19 protein-coding genes are annotated in these 25,541 nt (G+C 66.5%); 7 read left to right on the forward strand and 12 right to left on the reverse strand.

The window, feature by feature from the left end; all coding sequences use genetic code 11:
• Window positions 1–19: 19 nt before the first annotated feature.
• Complete coding sequence (locus tag ASD86_RS06240) at window positions 20–2,086, reverse strand: amidohydrolase family protein (protein ID WP_082578106.1); 2,067 nt, start codon at window positions 2,084–2,086, stop codon at window positions 20–22.
• A 49-nt stretch (window positions 2,087–2,135) separates the two neighbouring features.
• Window positions 2,136–2,519 carry a VOC family protein gene (locus ASD86_RS06245; protein ID WP_056108315.1) on the reverse strand — a complete coding sequence of 128 codons (384 nt, stop codon included), beginning with the start codon at window positions 2,517–2,519 and terminating at the stop codon, window positions 2,136–2,138.
• Between the two features lie 250 nt (window positions 2,520–2,769).
• Between ASD86_RS06245 and ASD86_RS06250 the strand changes: the two genes are divergently transcribed.
• The 5 genes from ASD86_RS06250 (at window position 2,770) to ASD86_RS06270 (ending at window position 11,359) form a co-directional block, all read left to right on the forward strand.
• Window positions 2,770–4,989, forward strand: coding sequence for a M3 family metallopeptidase (locus ASD86_RS06250; protein ID WP_056108317.1), 2,220 nt, complete (start codon window positions 2,770–2,772; stop codon window positions 4,987–4,989).
• Between the two features lie 277 nt (window positions 4,990–5,266).
• Window positions 5,267–6,046: a winged helix-turn-helix domain-containing protein gene (locus ASD86_RS06255; RefSeq protein ID WP_056108319.1), complete on the forward strand. Its 780-nt coding sequence runs from the start codon at window positions 5,267–5,269 to the stop codon at window positions 6,044–6,046.
• 301 nt (window positions 6,047–6,347) lie between these two features.
• Window positions 6,348–9,689: a YadA-like family protein gene (locus tag ASD86_RS06260; RefSeq protein WP_056108323.1), complete on the forward strand. Its 3,342-nt coding sequence runs from the start codon at window positions 6,348–6,350 to the stop codon at window positions 9,687–9,689.
• 290 nt (window positions 9,690–9,979) lie between these two features.
• Window positions 9,980–10,381 (forward strand): hypothetical protein, encoded by a 402-nt coding sequence (locus tag ASD86_RS06265; RefSeq protein WP_056108327.1) that lies wholly within the window; start codon window positions 9,980–9,982, stop codon window positions 10,379–10,381.
• A gap of 114 nt (window positions 10,382–10,495) precedes the next feature.
• Window positions 10,496–11,359, forward strand: coding sequence for an NAD-dependent protein deacetylase (locus tag ASD86_RS06270; RefSeq protein ID WP_056108329.1), 864 nt, complete (start codon window positions 10,496–10,498; stop codon window positions 11,357–11,359).
• Between the two features lie 155 nt (window positions 11,360–11,514).
• Here the strand turns inward: ASD86_RS06270 and ASD86_RS25815 are convergent, their stop codons facing one another.
• From ASD86_RS25815 to ASD86_RS06285, 3 genes are all read right to left on the reverse strand, one after another.
• Entirely contained in the window at window positions 11,515–12,825 is a 1,311-nt protein-coding gene (locus tag ASD86_RS25815) for a glycerophosphodiester phosphodiesterase family protein (RefSeq protein WP_082578108.1), read from the reverse strand.
• A gap of 325 nt (window positions 12,826–13,150) precedes the next feature.
• Complete coding sequence (locus ASD86_RS06280; protein WP_056108332.1) at window positions 13,151–13,456, reverse strand: hypothetical protein; 306 nt, start codon at window positions 13,454–13,456, stop codon at window positions 13,151–13,153.
• A 129-nt stretch (window positions 13,457–13,585) separates the two neighbouring features.
• Window positions 13,586–14,659, reverse strand: coding sequence for a hypothetical protein (locus ASD86_RS06285; RefSeq protein ID WP_056108336.1), 1,074 nt, complete (start codon window positions 14,657–14,659; stop codon window positions 13,586–13,588).
• A 144-nt stretch (window positions 14,660–14,803) separates the two neighbouring features.
• Between ASD86_RS06285 and ASD86_RS06290 the strand changes: the two genes are divergently transcribed.
• Window positions 14,804–16,237, forward strand: a complete 1,434-nt coding sequence (locus ASD86_RS06290) for an amino acid permease (protein ID WP_056108338.1) — start codon at window positions 14,804–14,806, stop codon at window positions 16,235–16,237.
• Window positions 16,238–16,400: 163 nt separating this feature from the next.
• Here ASD86_RS06290 and cfa read toward each other — a convergent pair whose 3' ends face one another.
• The 5 genes from cfa to ASD86_RS26490 all read right to left on the reverse strand — a co-directional run bounded on the left by cfa (window position 16,401) and on the right by ASD86_RS26490 (window position 22,628).
• A complete protein-coding gene (cfa, locus tag ASD86_RS06295) occupies window positions 16,401–17,561 on the reverse strand; it encodes a cyclopropane fatty acyl phospholipid synthase (RefSeq protein WP_056108341.1) in 1,161 nt (386 codons plus the stop codon).
• Window positions 17,562–17,991: 430 nt separating this feature from the next.
• Window positions 17,992–18,822 carry a DUF3298 and DUF4163 domain-containing protein gene (locus ASD86_RS06300; protein ID WP_056108344.1) on the reverse strand — a complete coding sequence of 277 codons (831 nt, stop codon included), beginning with the start codon at window positions 18,820–18,822 and terminating at the stop codon, window positions 17,992–17,994.
• A 130-nt stretch (window positions 18,823–18,952) separates the two neighbouring features.
• A complete protein-coding gene (locus tag ASD86_RS06305; protein ID WP_036112674.1) occupies window positions 18,953–19,666 on the reverse strand; it encodes a pseudouridine synthase in 714 nt (237 codons plus the stop codon).
• A 673-nt stretch (window positions 19,667–20,339) separates the two neighbouring features.
• A complete protein-coding gene (locus ASD86_RS06310; RefSeq protein WP_056109120.1) occupies window positions 20,340–20,615 on the reverse strand; it encodes a GNAT family N-acetyltransferase in 276 nt (91 codons plus the stop codon).
• A 264-nt stretch (window positions 20,616–20,879) separates the two neighbouring features.
• Window positions 20,880–22,628: a hypothetical protein gene (locus ASD86_RS26490; protein ID WP_157476242.1), complete on the reverse strand. Its 1,749-nt coding sequence runs from the start codon at window positions 22,626–22,628 to the stop codon at window positions 20,880–20,882.
• 280 nt (window positions 22,629–22,908) lie between these two features.
• Between ASD86_RS26490 and ASD86_RS06320 the strand changes: the two genes are divergently transcribed.
• Window positions 22,909–23,100, forward strand: a complete 192-nt coding sequence (locus ASD86_RS06320) for a hypothetical protein (RefSeq protein WP_056108346.1) — start codon at window positions 22,909–22,911, stop codon at window positions 23,098–23,100.
• Between the two features lie 114 nt (window positions 23,101–23,214).
• Here ASD86_RS06320 and ASD86_RS06325 read toward each other — a convergent pair whose 3' ends face one another.
• Complete coding sequence (locus tag ASD86_RS06325) at window positions 23,215–23,832, reverse strand: rhomboid family intramembrane serine protease (RefSeq protein ID WP_056108349.1); 618 nt, start codon at window positions 23,830–23,832, stop codon at window positions 23,215–23,217.
• A 54-nt stretch (window positions 23,833–23,886) separates the two neighbouring features.
• On the reverse strand, window positions 23,887–25,515 hold the full coding sequence (locus tag ASD86_RS06330) for an oligopeptide:H+ symporter (protein ID WP_056108352.1): 1,629 nt from the start codon (window positions 25,513–25,515) through the stop codon (window positions 23,887–23,889).
• Window positions 25,516–25,541 lie beyond the last annotated feature (26 nt).

Consider the following 25,541-nt stretch of genomic DNA (forward strand, 5'->3'; position numbering starts at 1 on the left):
AGAGGGGCTATTGCATCGCTCACTTGGCCGCCGTCACCTTCGCCGCCGCCGCGAACGGCTTCACTCCGAGCGCTTCATGTACCTCGCTCGGGTAGTACGCGGTGTCGCCGCGCAACACCAGAGAGACCTTGCGGATATCGCCGATGTCCTTGGTCGGATCGCCGTCGATCAGGATCAAGTCCGAACGCTTGCCGACCGTCACCGAGCCGCGGTTGTCGAGCACGCGCGCCACCTTCGCCGCGTTCCAGGTCGCGACCTGCAAGGCCTGCGCCGGGGTCAGGCCGGCGCGCACGTACAAGGCCAGTTCGTGCTGCAGGGTGAAACCGGGGATTTCGTCGGTGCCCGCGAGCAGCGGCACGCCGGCCTTGTAGGCGCGGCCGACGAATTCGACCAGCTTGTCGTAGGACTTGGTGTAACGCGCCGCGGTGGCGTCGTCGGGGATGTTCATTTCGGCCGAACGGCGACCGCGCTGCACGTCCGGCGGCAGATGGTCCTCGATGCCGGCCACGATCGGCGACAACTCGCCGTCGCGCTGATGCAGGAACTCGAACGTCGCCAGGGTCGGATCGATCGCGATCTGCTTCTTGGCCAGGGTCGCGATGAAGTCCTGCACCGGCTTGGAATCGAAATCCAGGTCGGCGGTCTTGTCGGCGACAAGATAGAAGCGCTGCAAGGTGCGCGTATCGGTCTTGTCGTCGACGAAGAAATTTAGCATCAGCTGATTGATGTGCTGGATCTCGTCGAAGCCCTGATCGACCACGTCCTGCGCGCGCAGGAACGCCGGCACGTGACCGCTCACCCGCATGCCCTTGCTGTGCGCGTAGGCGACGGTGTCGCGCAGCACCGCCTTCGGGAACGAGTTGTAGATCTTGATCTGCGGATAACCGTGCTCGGAATACCAGTCGACCGCCTTCTTGGCTTCGTCGAGGTTCTTGATCACAAAGCCATTGCGCGCCGAGAACTGGCTCTCGCCCTCGATGAAACCGGCCGGCACCACGCCGGGCGACATCAGCGTGCCGGCTTCGATCTCGCCGATCATCTGCTGCAGGGTCGCGTTGTCGTTGCCCATGTCGCGCACGGTGGTGACGCCCGCGGCGATGTTGAGGCCGCCGTCCCAGCGCGAGACATGCCCGTGCATGTCGAACAGGCCCGGCATCAGCACCTTGCCGCCGCCGTCGACGACGCGATCGGCCTTGAGCTTGGGATCGGCCTTGCCGACCGAGACGATCTTGCCGTCGGCGATCACCACGTCGGTGGCCGCGCCGAGGGTCGCGTGTTCGCTGTCGAACACGCGCACGTCGCGCAGCACCGTGGTGCCGGCGAAACGATGGCCGAGCTTCTTGCGCAGATCGACCAGCAACTTGCCTTCGGCGGCTTTCTGCTGGGTTTCCAGGGCCGCGGCGTTGGCCTGCCAGCCTTCTTCGATCAACTGCAGATAACCCGGAAAGATGAAGGCGAACAGGCGCGGCTGCGCATCGCTGGTGGCCCAGACGAAATTCGGGGTGAAGCCCTGCCCGGTCAAGGCCAGCAACTGCACGGTCTGGGTCTTGCCGTCGCGCGTGACCTGCGCTTCGCCGAGCTTGCTCGAACTCAAGGTGCCGTTGGGCAGCAGCGGCAGCTTGCCGTTGTGCTTGGCCAGCGCGCCGAGCGCGACCGAGATCCCGGCCGGCGTGCCGCCCAGCGGCGCGTACAGACCCACGCCCGGCACCGTCGCCTGGCCGGCGTCGGACTTGGATTTCCAGCTGACCTGTTCGCCGTTGCGCTGGAAGCTTTCGTCGACCTTGGCGCCGAAGGTCGAGGTGCCCTGCACCGCGTAGGTGCGGTAGGTGCCGTCGTCGGCCAGGGTGTAGGTTTCCTTGAGCTCGGGTCCGCGGCCGTTGTCCTTGAACACGAACTCGACCGTGGTGGTGCCGTCGTCGGCGCGGGTCACGACCTGCTGGCCGGCCTGCTTGCCGCCGTCGACCAGGGCCAGGTAACGCGTGGTCTGCGCCGCCAGCGCGGTCGCGGCGAAGGCCACCGACAGGCCGGGGACCAGGCACAGCGCGAGCGCGAAACGGGTAACGGACTGCGGACGCGGGGATTTCATCGGGTGCGGCTCCGGTGTCGGATAGAGGAATGAGTGGGAAAGGGGACGGTCAATCGCCGGCGTGTGTGACCATCAGGACGTAGCCGTCCGGATCGCTGAGGCGGAATTCGCCGTTGGGTCGGTAGAACGGATAGGTCAGTTCGCCGGCGGCCAGGCCGGCGGCGAGCACGCGCTCGCGCATCGCCACCACGTCGTCGCAGTAGACGTAGAACAGCACGCCCTGGACGCCGTCGTCGATCGGCGCGTCGGCCTGGACCAGCATGAATTCGGCGCCGCCGGAGCTTTGCATCCAGGCCCAGGTCGGGTCGTCGCGGTCGGGCTGCTGATGCAGTTCGGTGGCGTGGAAGTCCAGCGCCGCATAGAACGCGATCGCCCGCGGCAGGCTGGCGACATGCAGCATCGGCACGAAGGCGCGCGCGGTCGGCGTGGTCATGAGCACTTCCCTGATAGACCGTGAAGGGTTCGCATCGCCCGCTCCCCGGGTGAAGGTCGCCGGAGTGTAAACCGCTCGCGGCGGCGTATCCGTGGGTGAATGGTCATGCTCGATCCAGGCATGCCGGTCCGCGCACATCGGGCCGCGAGTCCTCGCGAAATCCGGGTTCGCCGGCCCATGCCTTTCGTCATGGGCTGGCCACGGCCCCATCGGGTAGGCTTCGGGATTCCTTTTGACGAGGTTCGTACCGATGAAGCATCCGCTCGCGCTGGCGCTGGCCGTGGCCCTGATCGCCACCGTTCCCGGCCTGGCCCACAATGCCCAGGCCCAGGCTCCCCAAGCCGCCAAGACCGATAAAGCCGTGACCAACGCCCAATCGACTTCGAACCCGTTCTTCCAGCAAAGCCCGCTGCCGCTGCAGTTCCCGCAGTTCGACAAGATCAAGGACAGCGACTTCGCCCCGGCCTTCGATCGCGGCATGGCCGACCAGATCAAGGAAATCGACGCGATCGCGAATAACCCCGAGGCGCCGACCTTCGACAACACCATCGTCGCGATGGAGCGTTCGGGCCAGATCCTCAGCCGTTCGGTCTCGACCTTCTTCAACCTGACCGGCACCGACACCAACCCGACCCGCGAGAACCTGCAGCAGGAATACGCGCCCAAGCTGTCGGCGCACCGCGATGCGATCTCGCTGAACCCGAAGCTGTTCGCCCGGATCAAGGCGCTGTACGAAAAGCGCGACACGCTGGGCCTGGACGCCGAAGGCGTTCGCCTGATCGAGCGCTACCACGCCGACTTCGTCCGCGCCGGCGCCAACCTGACCGAAGCGCAGAAGACCCGGGTCAAGGCGATCAACTCCGAACTGGCCGAACTGGGCGCGAAGTTCAGCAAGAACGTGCTCGCCGAGGTCAAGGATTCGGCGATCGTGGTCGACACCAAGGAAGAGCTGGCCGGCCTGTCCGACGAGCGCATCGCCGCCGCTGCCGAAGCGGCCAAGGCGCGCAAGCTCGAAGGCAAGTATCTGCTGACCCTGCTCAACACCACCGGCCAGCCGCCGGAAACCGACCTGACCAACCGCGCCCTGCGCGAGAAGCTGCACAAGACCTCGGTCGCGCGCGGCAGCCGCGGCAACGCGTACGACAACACCGCGATCGTGTCCAAGGTCGTCGCCCTGCGCGCCGAGCGCGCCAAGATGATGGGCTTCGCCAACTACGCCGCGTTCGTGCTCGACGACGAAACCGCCAAGACCCCCGAAGCGGTCAACAACATGCTCGGCCAGCTCGCCCCGGCCGCGGTCGCCAACGCCAAGCGCGAAGCGGCCGACCTGCAGGCGATGATCGACAAGGAACAGGCCGCCAAGGGCGAGAAGAGTTTCCAGCTCGAGCCGTGGGACTGGGCGTTCTACGCCGAGAAGGTGCGCAAGGAAAAGTTCGCGTTCGACGAAGCCCAGCTCAAGCCCTACTTCGAAATGAAGAACGTGCTCGAGAACGGCGTGTTCTACGCCGCCGGCCAGCTGTACGGCCTGAAGTTCAAGCAGCGCACCGACCTGCCGCTGTACCGCGACGACGTCACCGCCTACGACGTGTTCGACGCCAACGGCAAGCAGTTGGCGATCTTCATCGCCGACATGTACGCGCGCGATTCCAAGCGTGGCGGCGCGTGGATGAACTCCTACGTCGACCAGTCCGAACTGTTCGGCACCCTGCCGGTCGTGGCCAACCACCTCAACATCCCCAAGCCGCCGGCCGGCAAGCCGACCCTGATGACCTGGGACGAGGTCACCACCATGTTCCATGAGTTCGGCCATGCCCTGCACGGCATGTTCTCGAACGTGAAGTACCCGTACTTCTCCGGCACCAGCGTGCCGCGCGACTTCGTCGAGTTCCCCTCGCAGGTCAACGAGATGTGGGCCGACTGGCCGTCGGTGCTGGCCAACTACGCCAAGCACTACCAGACCGGCGAGGCGATGCCGAAGGAACTGCTGGACAAGGTCCTGGCCGCGTCCAAGTTCAACCAGGGCTTCACCACCACCGAGTACCTCGGCGCGGCGATGCTGGACCAGAACTACCACCAGATCGGCGATATCTCCAAGGTGCCGGCACCCAAGGACGTGATGGCGTTCGAAACCGCGTCGTTGAAGAAGGACGGCATTTTCTACCCGCCGGTCCCGCCGCGTTACCGCACCCCGTACTTCAGCCACATCATGGGCGGCTACGCGGCCGGTTATTACGCCTATATCTGGTCCGAAGTGCTCGACGCCAACACCGTGGAATGGATCAAGCAGCACGGCGGCCTGACCCGCGAAAACGGCGACCGCTTCCGCTCCACCCTGCTCTCGCGCGGCGGCAGCAAGGACGCGCTGCAGCTGTTCCGCGACTTCTCCGGCCACGATCCGAAGATCCAGCCGCTGCTCGAACGCCGCGGCCTGACCGCGCCGGCCGCTCCGGCCAAGGGCTCGAAAGAATAAATAATTCAGCCCCGCCCTCGAAGCAGTAACAAAAAAGGCCGTCCACCTGTCCGGTGGGCGGCCTTTTCTGCGTTTCAGGGCTCATCGAGGCACATTATTTTTGTTATCTCGATCTAATTATCGGGACTTATTTCCCCGTCAATTCAATACTTTGTATAAACCCCGATCTATGTCACATTAGATTTCGAGGGAGCCCGTAACCTGATATTGGACATCGACCGGCACTGTTTCTACATAAGAAACAGTTGGTAGTTCGATCAAAACAGGGGACACCAGGATGGCCGCAATCAGCGCATTTCAGGCCAGCAGTTCCAGCAGCTCAGGCGCCGCCAGCGCCGACAACCGCAACGCCCGGCGCATCGCCGTGGTCGAGCGCGATCCCGACCTTCGCCAGCAGATCCTGCATTCGCTGCAGACGCGCCAGTTCGCCATCGTCGAATGCGCCAACGCGACCGCGCTGTACCGAAACCTGTTGACCGCGCCGTGCGACATCGCGGTGATCGCCAGCGACCTGCCCGACGACAACCCACGCTCGGTCGCGCTGCATCTGCGCCAGCACTCCGACATCGGCATCATCGTGCTCGACGCGCAGTCCGGTTGCCATGGCGAGGCCGATTCGTACCACGAGATCGCCGATGCCTGTTTCGCCAAACCCGTGGACCTGGACGGCCTCGCCGCCGTCGTCACCGCCATGCACAGCCTGCAGCACCACATGCGCGCGATGCCGGCGCGCGCCGGCGCCGGACAGCCCGAATGGGAACTGGCGCTGGACGGCTGGACCCTGCGCACGCCCGAGGGCGCGTCGATCGACCTGAGCGCGCCCGAGCGCAACGTGCTGCTGCGATTGGTCAACACCGGCGCGGGCGGGCATCCGGTCTCGCACGACAGCCTGATCGGTTCGCTGACCAGCGATGTCTACGACTTCGATCCGCATAGATTGGAAATGCTGATCTATCGCCTGCGCAAGAAAGTCGCGTTGATGAGCCCGTTGCCGTTGCCGCTGCGCGCGGTGCGCGGCATGGGTTATCTGTGCACGATCGTGCGATCGAACAGCTGACTTCGATCCCATCGCGTCGATCGCGACGCGTGCAACGCGGAACGGCGGCCATTACGGCCGCCGTTTTTCGTTGTCTGAGTATCAAGCTGAAGCGTGAGCGGAGGTGAGTGTGTTGCACCCCAAGCCGCGCCTAGCCTGAATTCGCCGACGTACTGACCGTGCCAGCGAACACGGCAGTCACGGCATCAGGGGGAAAGGGGAATTCGATCGCGGCCTCGCGGCCTGCTTGCAGCGCTTCAACCACCACCCGTTCCGCCCCGGATGTCGATCGGCCTACCGCTATCGAATGACGGAGGCTGTCATGACCAGACGCAACCCGAACCACGGCAAGCAAGCGCCCCTCGCCTACCAAGCGCCGGACCGCGCACGACGCGTGCGCATCTCCCTGTTGAGCGGATGCATCGCCGTGGGGTTGATGGGGTTGCTGCCCATCGCCGCGACCGCGGCCGAGCTCGAATCCACGGTCAAGACCGAGATCGAAACCGCGGCGTCGAAGATCGTGAGCGACGACACCGCCACGTCCGAAGCGAGCACCAGCGATGCGGTCCTCGACAGCGAAGCGCCGCTGCTGCCCTTGGTCTTCGACGGCATGCCGAACCGCTCCACCTGGAGTTCGGCCAGCGCCTTCGACGACGGCGGCATGGTTTCGCCGATGAGCGTGATCCAGCCTCCGCCCGCGTTGAACAACACCCTGCCCGGCATCAGCGCCTACCTGAGCAACTGGCTGCTGGGTAACGACTATCAAGCCTGCGGCCTGCTCGGCAGCGGCTGCCTGACCATCGATCGCGCGAACTTCAACTATTCGTACCTGTCGCTGATCCTCAACCTGGTGCAGGCGCCGAACGTGCTCGACCTGGACGGCAACCAGCCGGCCAATCACCTGACCCTGATCGGCGCGGTGCAGTCCGACAGCTACATCCAGTTCCAGGACAGCAACTACACCGGCAACAACAACAGCGCCTCGTGCATCATCATCGGCCTGGCCTGCACCTGGCGCACCAACGCCGCGCAGAACAACCAGACCATCATCGGCGACGGCAGCTACGCCAACGGTTCCAACACCATCGTGATGGGCACCAACGCGCGCCATCAACTGCCCACCATCACCGCCGCCGCGGCCGGCTTCACCGGCGGCCCCGACACCAACTACGCCGCGCGCCTGGGCAATTCGGTGGTGATCGGCGACAACAGCTTCGGCAACGCCAACCGCCAGACCATCCTCGGCTTCGGCGCGACCTCCACTCACGCCAACAGCGTCGCGCTCGGCGCGGGTTCGAGCACCGCGGTCGGCGCACAGACCGGCTACACCGCGTTCGGCCTGGTCGCGCCGCAGACGTCCTCGGGCGAAGTCTCGATCGGCGCCGCCGGCGCGACCCGCAAGCTCACCAACGTCGCCGCCGGCAGCAACGGCACCGACGCGGTCAATCTCGCCCAGTTGCAGGGCGCGCTGTCGACCGCCGCGGCCGATCCGTTCGCGGTCAAGTACAACGACGCCGGGGGCGTGCCCGATTTCGGCAACGTCACCCTGCAAGGCGCGGGCGGCACCACGATTTCGAACGTGCGCGCCGGTCTGGTCAATGCAGGCAGCACCCAGGCGATCAACGGCGCCCAGGTGTTCGCGATCAGCCAGTCCAACGCGCAACGCCTCGGTGGCGGCGCGGGCGTCGCCGCGGACGGCACCGTGACCGCGCCGAACTACGTCATCGACGGCAACGGCTACAACAACGTCGGTTCGGCGTTGGCGGCGATCAACACCGGCCTGGCCACGGCGGACGCGTTCTCGGTGCAGTACAACGACGACGGCGCCGGCAATCCGAACTACGGCGCGATCACCCTGCGCGGACCGGCCGGCACCGGCACCTTGATCGGCAACCTTGCCGCGGGCCAGATCGCGGCCGGCAGCCTGGAAGCGGTCAACGGCGGGCAGATCTTCGCGGTCGGCAGCGCCACCGCGGCGGTGTTCGGCGGCGGCGCGGCGTTCAACGCCGGCGGTACCTTCACCGCGCCGAACTACATCATCGACGGCACCGGCTACAACAACGTCGGCGCCGCGCTGGCCGCGCTCGACGGCGGCGTCAGCGGCGCCAACGCCTTCGCCGTGCGTTACGACGACGACGGCACCGGCAACCCCGATTACGGCAACATCACCCTCGCCGGCCCGGCCGGCACCGGCACCGTGCTCGACAACCTCGCCAACGGTCAGATCGCCGCCGGCAGTCTGCAGGGCGTCAACGGCGGCCAGATCTTCGGCCTGGGCACCTCGATCGCCAATCTGTTCGGCGGCGGCTCGGTGTTCAACGCCGGCGGCATCTTCACCGCGCCGAACTATCTGATCGGCGGCAACACTTACAACGACGTGGGTTCGGCGCTGACCGCGCTGGACGGCAACATCAACGCCGGCAACGCCTTCGCCGTGCAGTACGACGACGACGGCGCCGGCAATCCCGACTACGGCAACATCACCCTGCGCGGGCCGGCCGGCACCGGCACCACGCTCGACAACCTCGCCAACGGCCAGATCGCGGCCGGCAGCCTGCAGGCGGTCAACGGCGGCCAGATCCACGACATCGGCGCGGCCGTCGCCTCGATCTTCGGCGGCGGTTCGCTGTTCAACGGCGGCGTGTTCGGCGCGCCGAACTTCACCGTCCAGGGCGGCAACTACAGCAACGTCGGCGCCGCCTTCGCCGCGGTCGATGCCAGCCTGACCAACATCAACAACCGCATCGACAATCTGCCGCCGGGCAATCCCGGACCCGATCCGCGCATCGCCATCGACGGCACCGGCAATGCCTCGGTCGCGGCCGGTTCGCGCGGCGTCGCGGTCGGCGCCAGCGCCAACGCCGGCGGCACCCACGCCACCGCGATCGGCGGCGACAGCTACGCCGCCGGCGCCAACGACACCGCGATCGGCGGCAATGCACGGGTCGAAGCCGACGGCAGCACCGCGGTCGGCGCCAACAGCAACATCGCCGCCAGCGCGACCAACGCGGTCGCGATCGGCGAAAGCGCCAGCGTCACCGCATCGGGCGCGGTCGCGCTCGGTCAGGGCGCGGTCGCCGATCGCGCCAACACCGTCTCGGTCGGCAATGCCGGGCAGCAACGGCAGATCGTCAACGTCGCCGCCGGCGCGCAGGACAACGATGCGGTCAACGTCGCCCAGCTCAAGGCGTCGCAGACCGGCACCGTGCGCTACGACACCAACGTCGACGGTAGCGTCAACAACACTCAGATCACGCTCAACAACGGCGGCGCGGCGGTCAATATCCGCAACGTCCGCGCCGGCACCGCCAACACCGACGCGGTCAACGTGCAGCAGCTCAACGAGGGCGTGAACCGGGCGATCAACACCTCCAACCAGTACACCGACAACTGGGGCAACACCCTGCGTCGCGAGATCGGTCAGCTCGACGACAACGCCAGCGCCGGCGTGGCGTCGGCGATGGCGGTCGCAGGCTTGCCGCAGTCGTACATGCCCGGCAAGAGCATGGCGGCGATCGCGGCCAGTTCGTTCCGCGGCGAAAGCGGCTTCGCGATCGGCATCTCGACCATCACCGAGGACGGTCGCTATGTGTACAAGCTGTCGGGCAACAGCAATTCGCGCGGCGATGTCGGCGTGACGGTCGGCGCGGGCGTGGTGTGGTGAGCGATGTGGCGCGATGAGCGACGTGGTGCAGTGAGCGATGCAGTCCGGTGAGCCCGGCGCGCGCGCCTCGCGCGCGTGTCCGGTGCTCGACCTTCCCCCGGCGATCCGCGAACACCCCTTTGCGGTCGCCAGGCCGCCCGGAGCGATCCGGGCGGCCTTCTTGTTTGCGCCGACCGCGACGGCGCGGCCCGGCGCGTGTGCAGTAATCTTGCGGTTCGTCGCATGCAGCGACATCGCCGCGAGTCAGCGCCATGTGGATCGGATCGACCCGACCGCCCGACCGGATAACGATGGAAACCGTGTTCGCGCGGCATGCGCCGTGGGCGCGGCTGTGTTGGGACAGCGAGCTCAGCGAGCAATCGCGCGCGGGCGATATCGTGATCGAAGTACGAACCCACCCCAGCGAATTCGCGTTCATCATCGACACCATCATCCTCAAGGACTGCGATGCCTACGAACTGGGCCTGCTGATCGCGCGCGACCTGTCGATCGCGCTGGCCTGCTCGACGATCTGCGACGGCACCCGCCATGGGCCGACCCGGGCGCCGTTCTGGTGCGTCGTGTGGACCGAGGGCGCGGCGTTTCTGGGCGACGATTGCGAGAGCCTGTTCGCCGAGTACTACGAAGGCTGTTCGCAGGAGGAAATGCGGGCGTGGGGGCCGGTCAAGCGGGTTCGGCCGATCGATATTTGAGGCGCGCGGCTTTGAGTCGGCTTGCGCAGCGCTAACGAGGTGCCCCCTTGGCTCGTCCCGTTCAAGCCACCATATCGTCGGCAGTCCCAGTCGAACCCCACCGGCCGCGCACGCATGAGCCCGATCGATCCTTCCGCCGCACCCGCCGATCCCGCCACCGATGCGCATGCCGCGGCGCAGGCGCTGCGCGAGTGGCTGCGTCCGCATCGACGGGTGTTCGTGCTGACCGGCGCGGGCATCAGCACCGATTCGGGCATTCCGCATTACCGCGACGAAAGCGGCGCCTGGCAGCGCAAGCCACCGATCGATTTTCGCGCCTTCGTCGGCGATGCGCGCGCCCGTGCCCGCTATTGGGCGCGCAGCTTTGTCGGCTGGCCTGGATTCGCAAGCGCCCAGCCCAACAGCGGACACACCGCGCTCGCGCGCTGGCAGCAACGCGACGATGCCCACACCCTGGTGACCCAGAACGTTGACGGCCTGCATGCGCGCGCCGGCAGCCGCGATGTGGTCGACCTGCACGGCCGGCTGGATGAAGTCGTCTGCCTGGACTGCGGCACGCGCCGCGCGCGCGAGTCCTTGCAGGCGGAACTGGCGCAGCGCAATCCCGACTGGCGCGATCTGGGCGCCGCCGCGCTGCCCGACGGCGACGCCGATCTGGAAGGCCTGGAGTTCGAACGCTTCGCCACGCCTGCATGCGAACACTGCGGCGGCCTGATCAAACCCGATGTGGTGTTCTTCGGCGAAAACGTACCGCGCGCGCGTGTCGCCGCGGCGCAACAGGCCCTGGCCCAGGCCGATGCGATGCTGGTGGTCGGTTCCTCGCTGATGGTCTATTCGGGCTTCCGCTTCGCCCGCGCCGCGCGCGAAGCCGGCCTGCCGCTGGCCCTGCTCAACCGCGGCGTCACCCGCGCCGACGATATCGCCACGTTGAAGCTGCAGGCCGATTGCGGCGCGACTTTGGAAGCAGCGCTGGGTTGAGTCGCATAGCCACGTCAGCCGACTGTTGAAGCGGCGCGAGCCGCGAGCCGCGTACCCACACCTTCGCGGCGCCTGTTGGATGCGCGGTCGCGGCTTGCGCCGCTCCTACAGGGGGCGAATGCGGCTTTCGCTACGACGTGACTATCGCGACGCGATCAATGCGATGCGGGCGCGACGATCCGGTTCTGCTGCAGAAACAACTTGCGCGCCTCGACGCCGATATCGGGCTGATCGATGAAGAACCCCTGCACGCCCAGGCCGTACAGCTGCAAAGCCTGCGCCAGCGCGCTCTGGTCGACGCCGTTCGCGGTCTGGGTCAGGAACGGCTCTTCGGCGCGCACGGTGTAGGGGTGGACCTGCAATCCCAGCGCCAGCGCGCGGCCGAGCACGGGATGGATGAAACCGGTGTTGCGCGTGCTCAGCAGCGCGCGGCCGTCGCCGTCGGCGTCGCGCTTGGCCGGCAGCGCCACGCGCGGAATCAGGCTCGCGGTCGACGGGCCCAGGCCCGACACGTAATGCTGCTTCATCCACGCCAGCGCATCGGCTTCGGTCAATGCCGCGAACGGCGTCTTGTCGTCGATGCCGCCCGGAATCGCCTGGATCAAACCGCCGTAGATCGCCTTCAGATCAGCATGCCGGCCTGCGTTGTAGACGAAGTCGTACGGCCGATCGCGCTGAAAATCGCCGTACAACTGCACCAGCGGCAGGTCGATGCCGGCTTTGGGCAGGATGCGTTGCTTGAGTTCGATCAGGTTGGCGATTTCGAAACTCTGGATGTACACGCGCCGCGGATCGGTGAATCCTTCGCTGACCAGCGTCGCCACCAGCTTCTCGCCGAGCGAAATGCCGATCGGCGTGCCGTCGAGGTGCTTGCCTTCGCTGGCGAACCAGGTCGGATGCTTGGTTTCCGGGTAAATGCCGATCGTCCGGCCATCGCGGCTTTCCTGCTTGGCCAGCGCGATCACTTCCTTGAACGTGGCGATCTGGAACTGCCCGTCGAAGCGGGTATTGCCGGGACGTATCTGCGCGATGCGTTCCTTGGCGCGCAGGATCTTGAGTTCGGCGAGGGTGAAGTCCTCGGTGAACCAGCCGGTCAGGGCTTCGCCGTCGATGATCTTGGTGGTCTTGCGCGCGGCGAATTCGGGATGATCGGCGACGTCGGTGGTGCCGGAGATTTCGTTCTCGTGCCGCACCACCAGTTCGCCGTCGCGGGTGGCGACCAGGTCGGGCTCGATGAAGTCGGCGCCCATCTGGATCGCGAGACGATAGGCCTCCAGCGTGTGTTCGGGCCGATAGCCGCTGGCGCCGCGGTGGGCGATCACGATCAATCCGTGCTCGCCGAGCGCGGCGGCGGACGACGAGGCGTCGGTCATGGCGGGAGTCCGGTCGAGGGCGCCGGCGGCCAGGCTGGCGGTCAACAGCGCCAACGCGGCCAGGGCGCGGCGCGGTGCATGGGAAAGCGGCATGCGGGAATCCTAACTCGGACAGGCGAAGGACGCGCGGCGACAGCGCCGCGCGTCCAGTCTGGGCGCGTTGGATGACAATCGGTGCGTCGCTGGCTCAGCCGGATGCGGCTTCGCTGCGATGGTTTCGGTGCGGGTTCATGGGCGCGCGCAGGTTGCCGGAAGACCGACCTCAGCCGAAAAGCGAATCTCCCCCAACCCCTCTTTTACAAAGAGGGGAGCCCATCTTGGCGATCGGGAAGGAGCGTCGCTCCGCTTGGACGTACAGGGGAGCCGCTTGGCGGCGCACCCAACGCAAGCACACGGCGTCGCTCCTGACTCGAACCGATCAGTGCCGGCTGATGCCGACGTCCTGGATGTTCACCACGCCGTTGGATACCGACATCATGATCCGGTCTTCGTTCTTCTTGCCGCTGGGATAGACCTCGATCAGGTCGACGCTGCCCTTCCACTTCTGCGCCATGATCTCGCTTTGCGCGAGCAGGCCCAGCCATTGGTTGACCTGATCGCCCTTCACCGGCACGGTCTGGCCGGCCAGCGTCTCGATCTCCTGCAGCACCGCCGCGGTGGCCTCGGGGTCCTGCATTTTCTGCAGCTTCTTCGGGTTGAAACTGGTTACGTATTCGTACGGCATGAGCTTCGACTCCCGCAGCCCCGGCGCATCGCGCCGGGGCCATCCATTGTTGACCCGGCGCGCCGCGCCGGGACCATCCGTTGTTGATCCGGCGCGTCGCGCGCCGGGGGCGTTATGGCTGATGCGGTATCAGCCGCCGCCCTGCGGCTCTTCGCGCACCGAGAAATGCGTCGCGCCCGGCCACACGCCGGACAGGTCGATGTGGCGTTGTCCGGTCAGCCACTGGCCCAGCGGACGCGCCCAGCTGCGTTCGTAGATGTCGCTGTTGAAGGCCTTGAAACGCGCCCTGACCTTGATGTCGGTTGCGTTCAACGGAATGTTGCCGACCGTGCGCGACAGGCCGCCGCTGATTTCGAACGATTCGCTGTGGGTCTTGTCGCCGACCTTGTAGCTCAGGTCGACCGCGACGATGTAGGTGGTGCCGACCTTGCTGTTGAAGAAGATCTCGAATCCGCCGATCTTGCTGACCCAGTTCGGGATCAGCAGCTTGCCTTCGAACGAAGCGAAGGTGTACGCGATCGGCACCGGCCCCGACGCCACCGTGTTGGCGTGATCCGGCCACAGGTGCTTGTCGATGCTCTTGGCCTTGCGCACCGACGTGAACGAACCCTTGGCGGTCGCGCCGCCGAGCATTTCATGCACCGCGCTGGCGCGGCCGGCGATCGCGAACGCCGAGTCCTTCGACTGCGAACCCACGTTGAGGCCGCTGTTGGCGTACAGCACGCCGGTGATCACGCCGAAGCCCTGGGCGATCTCGCCGTTGCCGCCGAAGCCCACGCCGGCCGCCTGCTGGGCCAACCAGGCCTGGTTCTTCTCGACCTGGGTCAGCTCTTCCAGATAGGCCTCTTCGCGCAAGGAGAATTCCGACGCGATCGAACCGACCTGCGACATCGACCAGCTGACCTCGACTCCGGCCTCGCCCTTGACGCCGGTGTCGGGATCGGTGACTTCACCGCTGATGTCGGCCTTGGCCTCGGTGCGCGAGACATTTTCCGACAACAGCTGCCAGGAGTTGGACACCGGCAGGCGCTTGACCTTGAGGTTCGGCAAGCTCTCGGCCACCAGGCGGAAGTCGCCCGAGTGCGGGTCGACGATGCCGATCGCGCCGGGCTGGACCTGCGCGTTGAGCGCCCAATTACCCCAATAGGCCGGGCGGCTGCGCCGGATCAGTTCGGAAAAAGATCGGTTCCACTTTTCGTTCATTACTCGCTCCTGTGATGTTGATTGGACTTGCGAGCTACACAAACGAACCGAGCGCGAAACTGTGAGCCACGCGACCTGCGGACCATGCGCCACCGTCCGGCCCGGCAGCGGCTATGATGCGGCGTCACTCGGGGAGAGCATTCGATGAGCCTGGTCGCGAAGATCCTGCGGCACAAATCGGTTGAACAATTGCAGGCGGAGGCCGGCAAGCGCTCGGACTTCCGCCGCGTGCTGGGGCTGTGGCAGCTCACCGCGATCGGCATCGGCGGCATCATCGGCGTGGGCGTGTTCGTGCTCGCCGGCCAGCAGGCCGCGGAGAACGCCGGTCCGGCGGTCGCACTGGCGTTCCTGATCGCCGGTATCGCCAGCGCCGCCGCGGCGCTGTGCTACGCCGAGTTCGCCGGGATGATCCCGGTCACCGGCAGCGCCTACACCTACAGCTACGCGACCCTGGGCGAACTGGCGGCCTGGCTGATCGGCTGGGATCTGTTACTGGAATACGCATTGATCGTCGCGGTGGTGGCGATCGGCTGGTCGGGCTATGTGCAGGTCTTGCTCGAGGGCGTCGGCATCCATCTGCCGGTATGGGCGCAAGGCGCAATCGGCACCGGCGACGGCCGCGTGTTCAATGTGATCGCCGCCGGCGTGACACTGGCCGTGTCGGCGCTGCTGGTGTTCCGCACCGAGTGGGGCGCGCGCTTCAACACCATCATCGTGGCGATCAAGATCCTCGCCGTGCTGCTGGTGATCGGCGTGGGCGTGTTCTACATCAACACCGCCAACTGGACGCCGTTCATTCCCGAGCGCGTGATCGACAAGGACGGCATCGGCCACTTCGGCTTCGCCGGTGTCGGCACCGCCGCGGCGGTGGTGTTCTTCGCGGTGTTCGGCTACGACACCCTCACCACCGCGGCCGAGGAGTCCAGGAACCCGCAACGCGATCTGCCGCGCGCGGTGCTGCTGTCGCTGGGCGTGTCGATGGTGCTGTACCTGGCGGTGTCGCTGGTGCTGACCGGCATCGCCCACTACTCCACCCTCGGCGGCGACGCGCCGGTGTCGGACGCGTTCGCCGCGCTCGGCCTGCCGTGGATCGCCAAGGCGATCGCGTTCTCGGCGGTGATCGGCATCGCCAGCGTGCTGTTCGCCTTCATGCTGGGCGCGGCGCGGATCTGGTTCTCGCTGTCGCGCGACGGCCTGCTGCCGGGCTGGTTCGCCAAGATCCATCCGAAGTACGGCACCCCGCACCGCCCGACCATCGTGCTGGGCGTGTTCACCGCGCTGGTCGCCGGCTTCCTGCCGATCGGCGAGGTCGCCAAGCTCGTCAACATCGGCGTGCTGTCGGCCTTCATCATCATCTGCGCCTCGGTGTGGGTGCTGCGCGTGCGCAAGCCGGACCTGTTCCGTTCGTTCCGCACCCCGCTGGTGCCGCTGATCCCGATCATCGGCATCGCCTTCTCGATCTGGCTGCTGTCCGAGCTCGCGGCGATCACCTGGCTGATCTTCCTGATCTGGCTATGCCTGGGGCTGCTGGTGTATTTCGGGTATGGCATTCGCCATTCGAAGCTGGCGCAGGAGTGATTGAGCAGGAGTGAGTGGAGAGGAGTGAGAAGTGAGTAAAAGCGCTTTTACTCGTTTCTCACTCCTCTTCGCTTGCTCCCGCCGAAACGCAAGGCCAGGAACGAGTAAGACGCATGCCTTTACTCGTTCCTCACTTTTCTGCACTTGTTTTCCGTCGCGCGTCTCAGCGCGGCGCCACGTAGCCCCCAGGCACGCCCTCGGGCGACAGCACCACCTGCCACAGCTGCGCATGGCGGCTGCGGAATGTCGCCATCGACGCGGCCAGGTAGAACCGCCACATGCGCCGGAAGCGTTCGTCGTAACGCGCATCCAGGTGGCTCCAGGCCGCTTCGACATTGTCGCGCCAGGCCCGCAGGGTCAGGTCGTAGTCGGTGCTGAAGTTATGCCAGTCCTCGATCACGAAGCGGCCTTCGACCTGCTCGGCGATCTGCTGCGCCGAGGGCAGCATCGAATTGGGGAAAATGTACTTGGCGATCCACGGGTCGGTGTGGGTCACCGATCTGTTGCCGCCGATGGTGTGCAGCAGGAACAGGCCGCCGTCGTCGCTGTCGCGGTCCAGGCAACGCAGCGCGACATCGAAATAGGTCGCGTAGTTCTTGTAGCCGACGTGCTCGAACATGCCGAGCGAAAAGATCCGGTCGAAGCGTTCGTCGGCGTGGTGGCCGGTCAGGTCGCGATAATCCTGCAGGCGGAATTCGATCGGCAGGCCCTGGCACAGCTCGCGGGCGAACTCGGCCTGTTCGCGCGACACGGTCACGCCGACGCCGACGATGCCGTAACGCTCGGCGGCGAACTTCAAGGCCTCGCCCCAGCCGCTGCCGATATCGAGCACGCGCATGCCGGGCTTCAGACCCAGCTTGCGGCAGACCAGATCGAGCTTGGCTTCCTGAGCCGAGTCCAGATCGGGTAACGGCCGGCCGTCGCGGTCGCGCCAATAGCCGCAGCTGTAGACCAGGCGCTTGCCGAGCATGGCCCGATAGAGATCGTTGCCGAGGTCGTAGTGACGCTCGCCGACGGTGAAGCTGCGGCGATGGCTCTGCAGGTTGATCAGGTGCGCGCGCAGGCCGTCGAGGATCGCGGCCCAGCCGTGCACCTGCTCGTCGACATGGGCGCGCAGCAGCCGCACCAGCATTCCGTCGAGCGAGGCCGCATGCCAGCTGCCGTCCATATAGGTTTCGCCCAGACCGAGCGAGCCCTGCGCGATAACCCGCGCATAGAACTCCTCGTCTTCGACCTGGATGTCCCACGGCCGGTCGCCGCCGATGCGCACATCGGCCAGCGCCAGCAAGCCTTCGACTCGTTTACGCAGCGACGCAACGGACATCTCGGCCTCGTTCGGCGTAGTGGGCTCGGTCGGTCAACGCTCTGCGGCGGCCCGCGTGAAGCGGCTTGAGTGACACCGCGCGGCGCGCCGGCGCTCATCCTGAGACGGTTTGCCGGGCGGCTCGCCCGGATGGCGCGGGTGCACCGCGCATGCCGGCACGATAGCAAACCGCGTGGCGCGCGATGTGCCGGATCGCGCTGTTTGGGCTGAACGCTGAGTTGCGTGGAAAGCGTGTTGCGGAGCGTCGGTACGGGGCTGGTTCCGGAGTCGGTTCGAGCCCGATGTCGGTGTCGCGGTGGATCAGGTGTCGCGGTCGCGGCTCGTGACCGAAGGAAATCCAGTGGGACACCGCTCCTACAGGCAGGCCATGGCCGTTCTCCCTCTCCCTCTCCCTCTCCCGTTCACGGGAGAGGGCCGGGGTGAGGGCCGCTCAAACCCCGCCGACAAACAAAGCCCGATACTCCGGCGCCACATGCGGCAGCAACACCGCCGCCGGCACTTCGACCATCTGGGTGCCGTCCGAATACGGGCCGACTTCGTACGGCGCGAACACGAACTTCAAGCCGCTGAGCTTGCCGTCGGCGGCCTTGATCGGCTCGAACATGGCGAAGTTGGCCGCGTCGGCGCCGGTGCCGTCGTCGATCATGCGCGCGCCGGTCTCCATCTGTTCGGCGCGTACCGCCGGCGCGGGATCGTCGGCGTCGATGCGCTGCGACAACGCCGAATGCAGCTGCTCGCGCACGTAGCGCGAGATAGCGTCCCAGCCGGCCTTCTGCGGCACCAGTTCGTTGGCCTTGAGCAGCTTGTTCTGCTTGGGCAGCCAGACGAAACGCGCGATCAGCGGCGCGGCATGGGCGCCGCCGGTGTAGCTGCTGCCGTCGGCGGACACCGCGACCATCTCGGGCGAATCGAGCACGTCGTTGAAGGTCAGCGACAGTTCGTACGGCGAGGGGTTTTCCTTGGCGGTGCGCCCGCTGGCCGATTCGACCAGCTCGGCGCGCGCGCCGTCGGCGAAGCGCTTGAGCTCGCGCGCCAGGCCCGGGTATTTGGCCGCCTGGGTGTCGTAGGTGATGCCGACCACGTAATTGGGCGTGGTCTCGACTACTTCCTTGAGCTCGACCGCGCCGTCGTCGGTCGCGACCGGCGCCGGCAGCGTCGTCGCGGGGGTGGCCGGCGCGTTGGCGGCCGGAGGCGGCGTGGCTTCCTTCTTGCAGGCCGCCAGGGCCAGGGCAAGCAGACAGACGGCGGTGACGCGCTTCATGCAGCAATCCTTTTGACAGACGTCCATGGATGTTTCGCGCGACATTATCGCGCAAAGCGTGACGCCGACATCTAGATCGCCAAGCGAATCCGATCAGTTCAAGCGCAAGCTCGGCCGGTTGTGTGCCGGTTCACCACTCGGTGCGGTGCGGCAGCAGGCCCTGCAGTTCCGGATCGGTCAGATTGCGCCATTGGCCGGGCTTGAGGTGGCCGAGCTTGACGTTGCCGATGCGCGCGCGCAGCAGCTGCTTGACCCGGAAACCGAAGTGCGAGGCCATCAGCCGGATCTGCCGGTTGAGGCCTTGCACCAGCACGATCCGGAAGCCGAAACGGCCGAGCTTGCCGGTCTTGCACGGCAAGGTGGTCTGGCCGTGGATCGGCACGCCGCGGGCCATGCCGCGCAGGAATTCGGGGGTGACCTCGTGGTTCACCGCGACCAGGTATTCCTTTTCCAGCTTGTTCTCGGCGCGCAGGATCTCGTTGACGATGTCGCCGTTGCTCGTCAGCAGGATCAGGCCTTCGGAGTCCTTGTCGAGGCGGCCGATCGGGAAGATGCGGCGGTCGTGGCCGACAAAATCGACGATGTTGTCCTTGACCCCGGACTCGGTGGTGCAGACCACGCCGACCGGCTTGTTCAAGGCGATGTAGACGTGCTGGCGCTTGCCCTTGACCGCGACGCGGGCGCGCACGATCTCGCCGTCGATGCGGACCTCGTCGCCCTCGCCGACCTCGCTGCCGACCCGGCCGCGGATGCCGTTGACGGTGACCCGGCCTTCGGCGATCAGCCCGTCGGCCTCGCGGCGCGAGCAGAAACCGGTGTCGCTGATGTGTTTGTTCAGACGCATGAGGCAAGCATGCCGGAAAACCGGCTGGCGGGTGGCGAGGGGCGCGTAGGCTGGCACAGACGCCGCGGATTGGCGAGCGCGGCGGGTCGGGCCGGGGCGCTGGAGCGCCGTTCGATTCAGCAAGCGGCGTGGCTGTAAGCAATGCTCCAACTGCTCCCGACGCCCTACCCCGAAGCATTCCCCCCTTTGAAAAAGGGGGGCCAGGGGGGATTTGCTCTTAGCCTTGAACCGCAGCAAGAGCCAAGAGCAAATCCCCCGCGCTGAGGGACTGCGCAGCCTCGATTGCCATCGGGCGCTCGCCCCCTTTTTCAAAGTGGGCGACGGTTGGCGCGCTTGGGTGCGGTGAGATCAAGCAACGCAATTTCCGGGAGGCGAGCACTGCGCCACCCACTCCCAACGTCCCACCCCGAAGCATTCCCCCCTTTGAAAAAGGGGCCAGGGGGGGATTTGCTCTTAGCTTCGGATCGCAGCGCAATGCGCCAAGAGCAAATCCCCCGCGCTGAGGCACTGCGCCACCTCGATTGCCGCCGGGCGCTCGCCCCCTTTTTCAAAGTGGGCGACGGTTACCGCGCCTGGGTGCGGCGAGATCAAGTGCCGGAATTTCAGATAGAAGAGACCGGATCAGCGACGTTCGCAGAACGCGTCTCTAAGACAGCCCCGCCGAGCCGAGGCTCTACGCCAACAGCTGCGAATACTCCGGATGCCGCTCGGACCAGGCGGCGGCGTACGAACACGCCGGACGCACCTTGTAGCCGTTGCCGCGCGCATATTCGAACGCGGCCTTGACCAGGTCGCTGGCGATGCCGCGTCCGCCGATCGCCTCGGGCACGCCGGTGTGGGTGATGACGAGTTGGTCGTCGCGCATCTGGTATTCGAGCAGGGCCTGCACGCCGTCGACGACGACGGTGAAGCGCTGTTGCCGGGATTCGTGTTGTACGGAAGCGGTCATCGGACGGTCCTGTGCGGTAAGGAAACGGCGAAACGCGCGGATGTCGGGCTCATTGCGGACGGCGAAGTCCACATGCGTGTCGCATCGCCGTGAGGCCGCGAAGCCCGGAGGCATCGCGCCATCGGGCATCGCTACAAAGGCGGCGAAACCCGCATGTACCGGGCATCGCGCCAGAGGCTGCGAAGCCCGCGGGCATCGGGCTTCGCCATGGCGAACGCCGCGGTCGCTGGGATCGCCGCGAGGCGACGATCCCGGCGGCACGGCTTAGCCGCGATTGTCGCGCTTGCCCTGGTTATGGCGGTCCTGGGTACTGTTGGACCCCTGGATCGCGTCCATCCGGCTCTCGGCGGCATGCAGTTCGCCGGCCTTCTGCGCGGCGCTTTCGGACTGCGGACCGGGCTGCGGGACGTGGCCGCCATGGCTGCCATCGAGTTGCTGCCACGGCTGCGGCGTGCGCGCCTGTTCCTGCTTGGCTTCGAGCAGACGACGGGTGTTTTCCAGCGCCTGCTCGGCGCTGATGTGGCCCTCGCCCTCGGCCTGGCCTGCATCGCCTTCGCCGGAATCTTCATCGTTGGAGTCGTCGCTCGACGCGGCCGGCACGGCCTCATCGGCGGCGTCGCTGGCGGCTTCGTCTTCGCGCTGCGGCGGCGTGGCGGTGTCGCGCTCGGACGCCGCGGTCTCGGCCTCGACCGCGGTTTCGGCGGCGCCCTGCGCGGCGACACTGCCAGCGGCGCCGGTCGACTGGCTGGCCCGACCCTGGTGACGTTCGGACTGCAGCGCGGGCGCGGCGGCTTCGCCGACCGATGCGGCGGCGACCAGCGAACCGGCCGGCACGGTCGACGGCGCTTCCGCGCTCGGCGCGGGCGTGGGCTTGGCCTTGGGCTTGCGTTCGGCCTTGGGCTTCGCCGCGGCCGGCGCCTTCGTCTCGACCGGCGCTTGAGCCTCCGACGCCGCGGTCACGGCAGCGGCAGCCGGCTTGGCGGCTGCGCGCTTGGGTGCGGCCTTCGGCTTGGACGTCGGTTCGGAAGTCGACTCAGACTTAGGCGCAGCGACGGCCGGCGTCGCGACTTTCGGCGCGGACTCGGCGGCCTGCGCACTCGTACGTTGCGGTTTGGACGGTGCGGCCGGCTTGGGCGCGCTCGCCGTTTGCGGCTTCGCTGCGGGCGGGGTTGCCGCCGGCTTGCTCGCAGTCTTCACTGCTGCCTGCTTGGGCGCGGCTTGCTTGGCGACCGCGGGCTTGAACGCGGCCGGCTTGGAAACCACCGGCTTGCTCACCGGCGCGGTCGACTTCTTGACCGCCGCCGGCTGGGCCGAGGCGCGCTTGTCAGTCGCCTGCCTGGCGCTCACCGGCGCCGCTGCCGGCTTGCGCGCGACGACGGGCGTCGCGGTACGCACAGTCTTCTGCGGCGCGGCCTGTTTGCTCAGCGGCTTCTTGCTTGCGACCGGCTTGCTGACGACCTTCTTGGACGCCGCTTTACCACCGGCAGCCTTCTGCGGCGCGACTTTCCTGGCGGTCGCCTTGCTCGGCGCGGCCTTCTTCACCGCGATCTTTTTCGATGCGGGCTTCTTGGCAACCACCTTCTTGGCGGCGGCCTTGCTCGACGCGACGGTCTTGCCGATCCCCTTCTTGCCCGCCGCGGCTTTCTTGGCGACGACCTTCTTGCTCGCCACCTTCTTGCCTGCAACCTTGCCTGCAACCTTCTTGGCCGCGGCCTTGCCGACGACGGGTTTCTTGGCCGGAGACTTCTTCGCCACGGCCTTTTTTCCAGTGATTTTCTTGGCCGCGGCCTTCTTGCCTGCCGCCTTGGCGACGGCCTTCTTGAGCGCCGGCTTGCTCGCGGCTTTCTTCGCCACGGCCTTCTTGGTCACGGCTTTCTTGCCCACGGTCTTCTTGCTCGCGGTCTTGCCGGCGGCGCTGCGCGCGGTCTTGCCGACCGCGGCGCGCTTGCTCGTGGATGCCGCGGATTTTGCAACTGATTTGGCTACTGACTTGCCGGTTTTCTTGGTCGCCATACTTCACTCCTCATCGAGTCTTACGAATGCGCGAATGATAGCGGCTGCCCCCATCAACACATCAGCCTGCGTGTGTACGCAATGCCGTGTTAGCACGCATCACCTTCATGGCGGGTGAGCGACGGTGAGAGTCGCCGCATCGCGTCACGCGCCTGATCCTGGCCGACCGCTGTTGACGCCGCGCGTCACTTCGCCCCCTCGAAAACCGCCGAAACGGCTGGCATGAAAGATGCGTAGAACTGTGAGTAAGTCCACATGGAAACAGAGAAGGGGATTCCAGATGACTCGCCACATCGACCAATACAGCGACAACGTCCATTCCCAGGCGGTGATCGCCCGTCTTTACGACATCGCCCGCAACGGCGACACCGATGGCAGCGAACTGCGCGAACTCGACGCCGAGATCCAGGCCGGCCTCGCCGCCGCCTACGGCGAAAGCGAGCCGCTCCCCGAGCACTCGATGGCGGCCTGAGCCGGCTGATCGAACCACTGCGGACGCGCCGCGACAGCGCGCGCACGACGAAAAACGGCGGCCCATGGCCGCCGTTTTCGCATTCAAGACCTCACCCGGCCGTGGCCGCGGACCTCAGCCGAAGAAGCGCGGCAGGCTCGGACTGGCGAGCTTCTCCAGGAACGACAGGCCCATGCGCGGCTCCATCAGCAGCATGAACAGCAGGCCGTAGATCGCGCCGGACAGATGCGCGCTGTGGTTGATGTTGTCGCCGCCGCGCTTGTCCATCCAGTACGAATAGGCGACGTAGGCGATCGCGTAGACCACCGCCGGCACCGGGATCACGAACACGATGATCCAGCTCCACGGCGACACCAGCACGAACGCGAACAACACCGCCGAAACCGCGCCGGACGCGCCCAGACTGACGTAGCCGCTGTCCTTGCGATGACGCAGGTAGCTGGGCAGGATCGCGACCACGATCGCCGACAGGTAGAAGAACGCGAACACCACCGGCCCGACCAACTGGCTGAACACGCTCTCGACCGCGCGGCCGAAGAAATACAGCGTGATCATGTTGAACAGCAGGTGCATCCAGTCGGCATGCACGAAACCGTGGGTCAGCAGGCGGTCGTACTGGCGCAGCCGCTCCACGCCCGGGGGCCACAGCACCAGGCGTTCGTACAGGCGGCGTTTCTCGAACGCCTGCCACGACACCAGCACGGTCACGGCGATCAGGACATAGGTGATCATGGTTGGGTCGGGCTCTTGTTATCGAATCGGGACATCAAGCGTGGACGGCGGTATTCAGACTGCGCGGTAATGGTCCTGCATCGGGTAATTGCGCGCGTACAGGCCGAACGCCGCCGCGGCGACGAAGGCGAAGCCGGCGAAGAAGAACATCAGGAACGCGTTCTCGCTCAGGCCGGTGGCGGCGATATGGCCGATCACGGTCTCGTTGCGCACCGCCGCGTTGGTCAGCATCACCCACAGGTTGCCGAAGGTGCTGGTGAGATACCACATGGCCATGATCACGCCCTTCATCGCCGGCGGCGCCTGGCTGTAGGCGAACTCCAGCGCGGTGGCCGAGACCAGAACCTCGCCGAGGGTCAGCAGGATGTACGGAAGGATCTGCCATGCCAGCGACATGGGGTGGCCGGCGTCCATATACAACTGCAGCACCGCGGCGATCACCCACGACAGGCCGGCCATCACGATGCCGAAGCCCATGCGCCGCAGCGGCGTGGGGTTCAGGCCGATCCGGCGCAGCGCCGGGTACAGCAGCAGGTTGTTGAACGGGATCAGCAGCATCACCAGCAACGGGTTGATGGCCTGCATCTGCGAGGCCGCCGCGCGCGCGCCGCCTTCGCCGGAGATCAGCCAGGTCGGCCACCACCACAGGTCGGTCGGCACCACCATCTTCTGGCCCTGCAGCACCCAGGTCGACGCCTTCTGGTCGAACAACGACCAGAACGGGGTGACGAAGGCGAACACGATCAGGATGCGCAGCACCGCGCGCACGCCATCGACTGCGCTGTCGGGGTGCTTGCCGCGGGCGCGGTCGAGTTGCAGCGAGATGCCGTAGCCGCCGAAGCCGATCAGCAGGCCCAGCGCCAGGCAGGCGCTCTTGACGAAGCCCATCGCCGGCAACACGGTCAGCGACAGCGCCGCCACCGCCAGCACCACGCCGAGCGCGGCCACGATCACGCCCGGATTGCCCTGCCCCGGCGCCTGGGTGGTCAGCGCGGTGCGCGCGACGTTGAAGAACGAATCCGGATCGGGCGCGTAACGGGTCGGCGGCACCCGCACGTAGCGATTGCGACCCAGCCAGAAGATGAAGGTGGCCAGGAACATCAGCGCGCCGGGAATGCCGAACGCGACGCTGGGGCCGTATTCGCGCAGGAAGATCGGCATCAGCAAGGACGCGAACAGCGAGCCGAAGTTGATCGTCCAGTAGAACGCGTCGAAGACCAGCTTGGCCTTGTGCTTGTTGCTCTGGTCGAACTGGTCGCCGCAGAACGACACCACCAGCGGTTTTATCCCGCCGGCGCCGAACGCGATTAGAAATAGCCCGGTGTAGAAACCGGTCTGGTTGTGCTCGAACAGCGCCAGACAGGCGTGGCCGGCGCAGTAGATCAGCGAGAACCAGATGACGGTGTTGTACTTGCCGAAGTAGCGGTCGGCCAGCCAGCCGCCGAGCAACGGGAAGAAGTAGGTGCCGATCATGAAGCTGTGGAACACCTCCTTGGCCAGGTGCTCGCGCTCGGCCAGATCGGAGGTGGACGCCAGCAGCAAGGTCCCGACCAGGAACGAGGTCAGGATGTTGCGCATGCCGTAGAAACTGAAGCGCTCGGCCGCCTCGTTGCCGATGATGAAACCGATCTGGCGGGGCATGCGGCCCTGCGAATCGACGGTGGCGGTGGCGGCTTGGCTCATCTACGGTCCTCGGCGGTCGGTCGGGG

This window comes from Lysobacter sp. Root690, assembly GCF_001427785.1.
In the GTDB taxonomy this organism is placed as follows: domain Bacteria; phylum Pseudomonadota; class Gammaproteobacteria; order Xanthomonadales; family Xanthomonadaceae; genus Lysobacter.

Coding starts and splice junctions, on each gene's coding strand:
- ASD86_RS06285 (WP_056108336.1), bottom strand. CDS start 14,659: ATGAACGAAAAGTGGAACCGATCTTTTTCCGAACTGATCCGGCGCAGC.
- ASD86_RS06245 (WP_056108315.1), bottom strand. CDS start 2,519: ATGACCACGCCGACCGCGCGCGCCTTCGTGCCGATGCTGCATGTCGCC.
- ASD86_RS06290 (WP_056108338.1), top strand. CDS start 14,804: ATGAGCCTGGTCGCGAAGATCCTGCGGCACAAATCGGTTGAACAATTG.
- ASD86_RS06240 (WP_082578106.1), bottom strand. CDS start 2,086: ATGAAATCCCCGCGTCCGCAGTCCGTTACCCGTTTCGCGCTCGCGCTG.
- ASD86_RS26490 (WP_157476242.1), bottom strand. CDS start 22,628: ATGGCGACCAAGAAAACCGGCAAGTCAGTAGCCAAATCAGTTGCAAAA.
- cfa (WP_056108341.1), bottom strand. CDS start 17,561: ATGTCCGTTGCGTCGCTGCGTAAACGAGTCGAAGGCTTGCTGGCGCTG.
- ASD86_RS06310 (WP_056109120.1), bottom strand. CDS start 20,615: ATGACCGCTTCCGTACAACACGAATCCCGGCAACAGCGCTTCACCGTC.
- ASD86_RS06280 (WP_056108332.1), bottom strand. CDS start 13,456: ATGCCGTACGAATACGTAACCAGTTTCAACCCGAAGAAGCTGCAGAAA.
- ASD86_RS06265 (WP_056108327.1), top strand. CDS start 9,980: ATGGAAACCGTGTTCGCGCGGCATGCGCCGTGGGCGCGGCTGTGTTGG.
- ASD86_RS06325 (WP_056108349.1), bottom strand. CDS start 23,832: ATGATCACCTATGTCCTGATCGCCGTGACCGTGCTGGTGTCGTGGCAG.
- ASD86_RS06260 (WP_056108323.1), top strand. CDS start 6,348: ATGACCAGACGCAACCCGAACCACGGCAAGCAAGCGCCCCTCGCCTAC.
- ASD86_RS06270 (WP_056108329.1), top strand. CDS start 10,496: ATGAGCCCGATCGATCCTTCCGCCGCACCCGCCGATCCCGCCACCGAT.
- ASD86_RS06300 (WP_056108344.1), bottom strand. CDS start 18,822: ATGAAGCGCGTCACCGCCGTCTGTCTGCTTGCCCTGGCCCTGGCGGCC.
- ASD86_RS06250 (WP_056108317.1), top strand. CDS start 2,770: ATGAAGCATCCGCTCGCGCTGGCGCTGGCCGTGGCCCTGATCGCCACC.
- ASD86_RS06320 (WP_056108346.1), top strand. CDS start 22,909: ATGACTCGCCACATCGACCAATACAGCGACAACGTCCATTCCCAGGCG.
- ASD86_RS25815 (WP_082578108.1), bottom strand. CDS start 12,825: ATGCCGCTTTCCCATGCACCGCGCCGCGCCCTGGCCGCGTTGGCGCTG.
- ASD86_RS06330 (WP_056108352.1), bottom strand. CDS start 25,515: ATGAGCCAAGCCGCCACCGCCACCGTCGATTCGCAGGGCCGCATGCCC.
- ASD86_RS06255 (WP_056108319.1), top strand. CDS start 5,267: ATGGCCGCAATCAGCGCATTTCAGGCCAGCAGTTCCAGCAGCTCAGGC.
- ASD86_RS06305 (WP_036112674.1), bottom strand. CDS start 19,666: ATGCGTCTGAACAAACACATCAGCGACACCGGTTTCTGCTCGCGCCGC.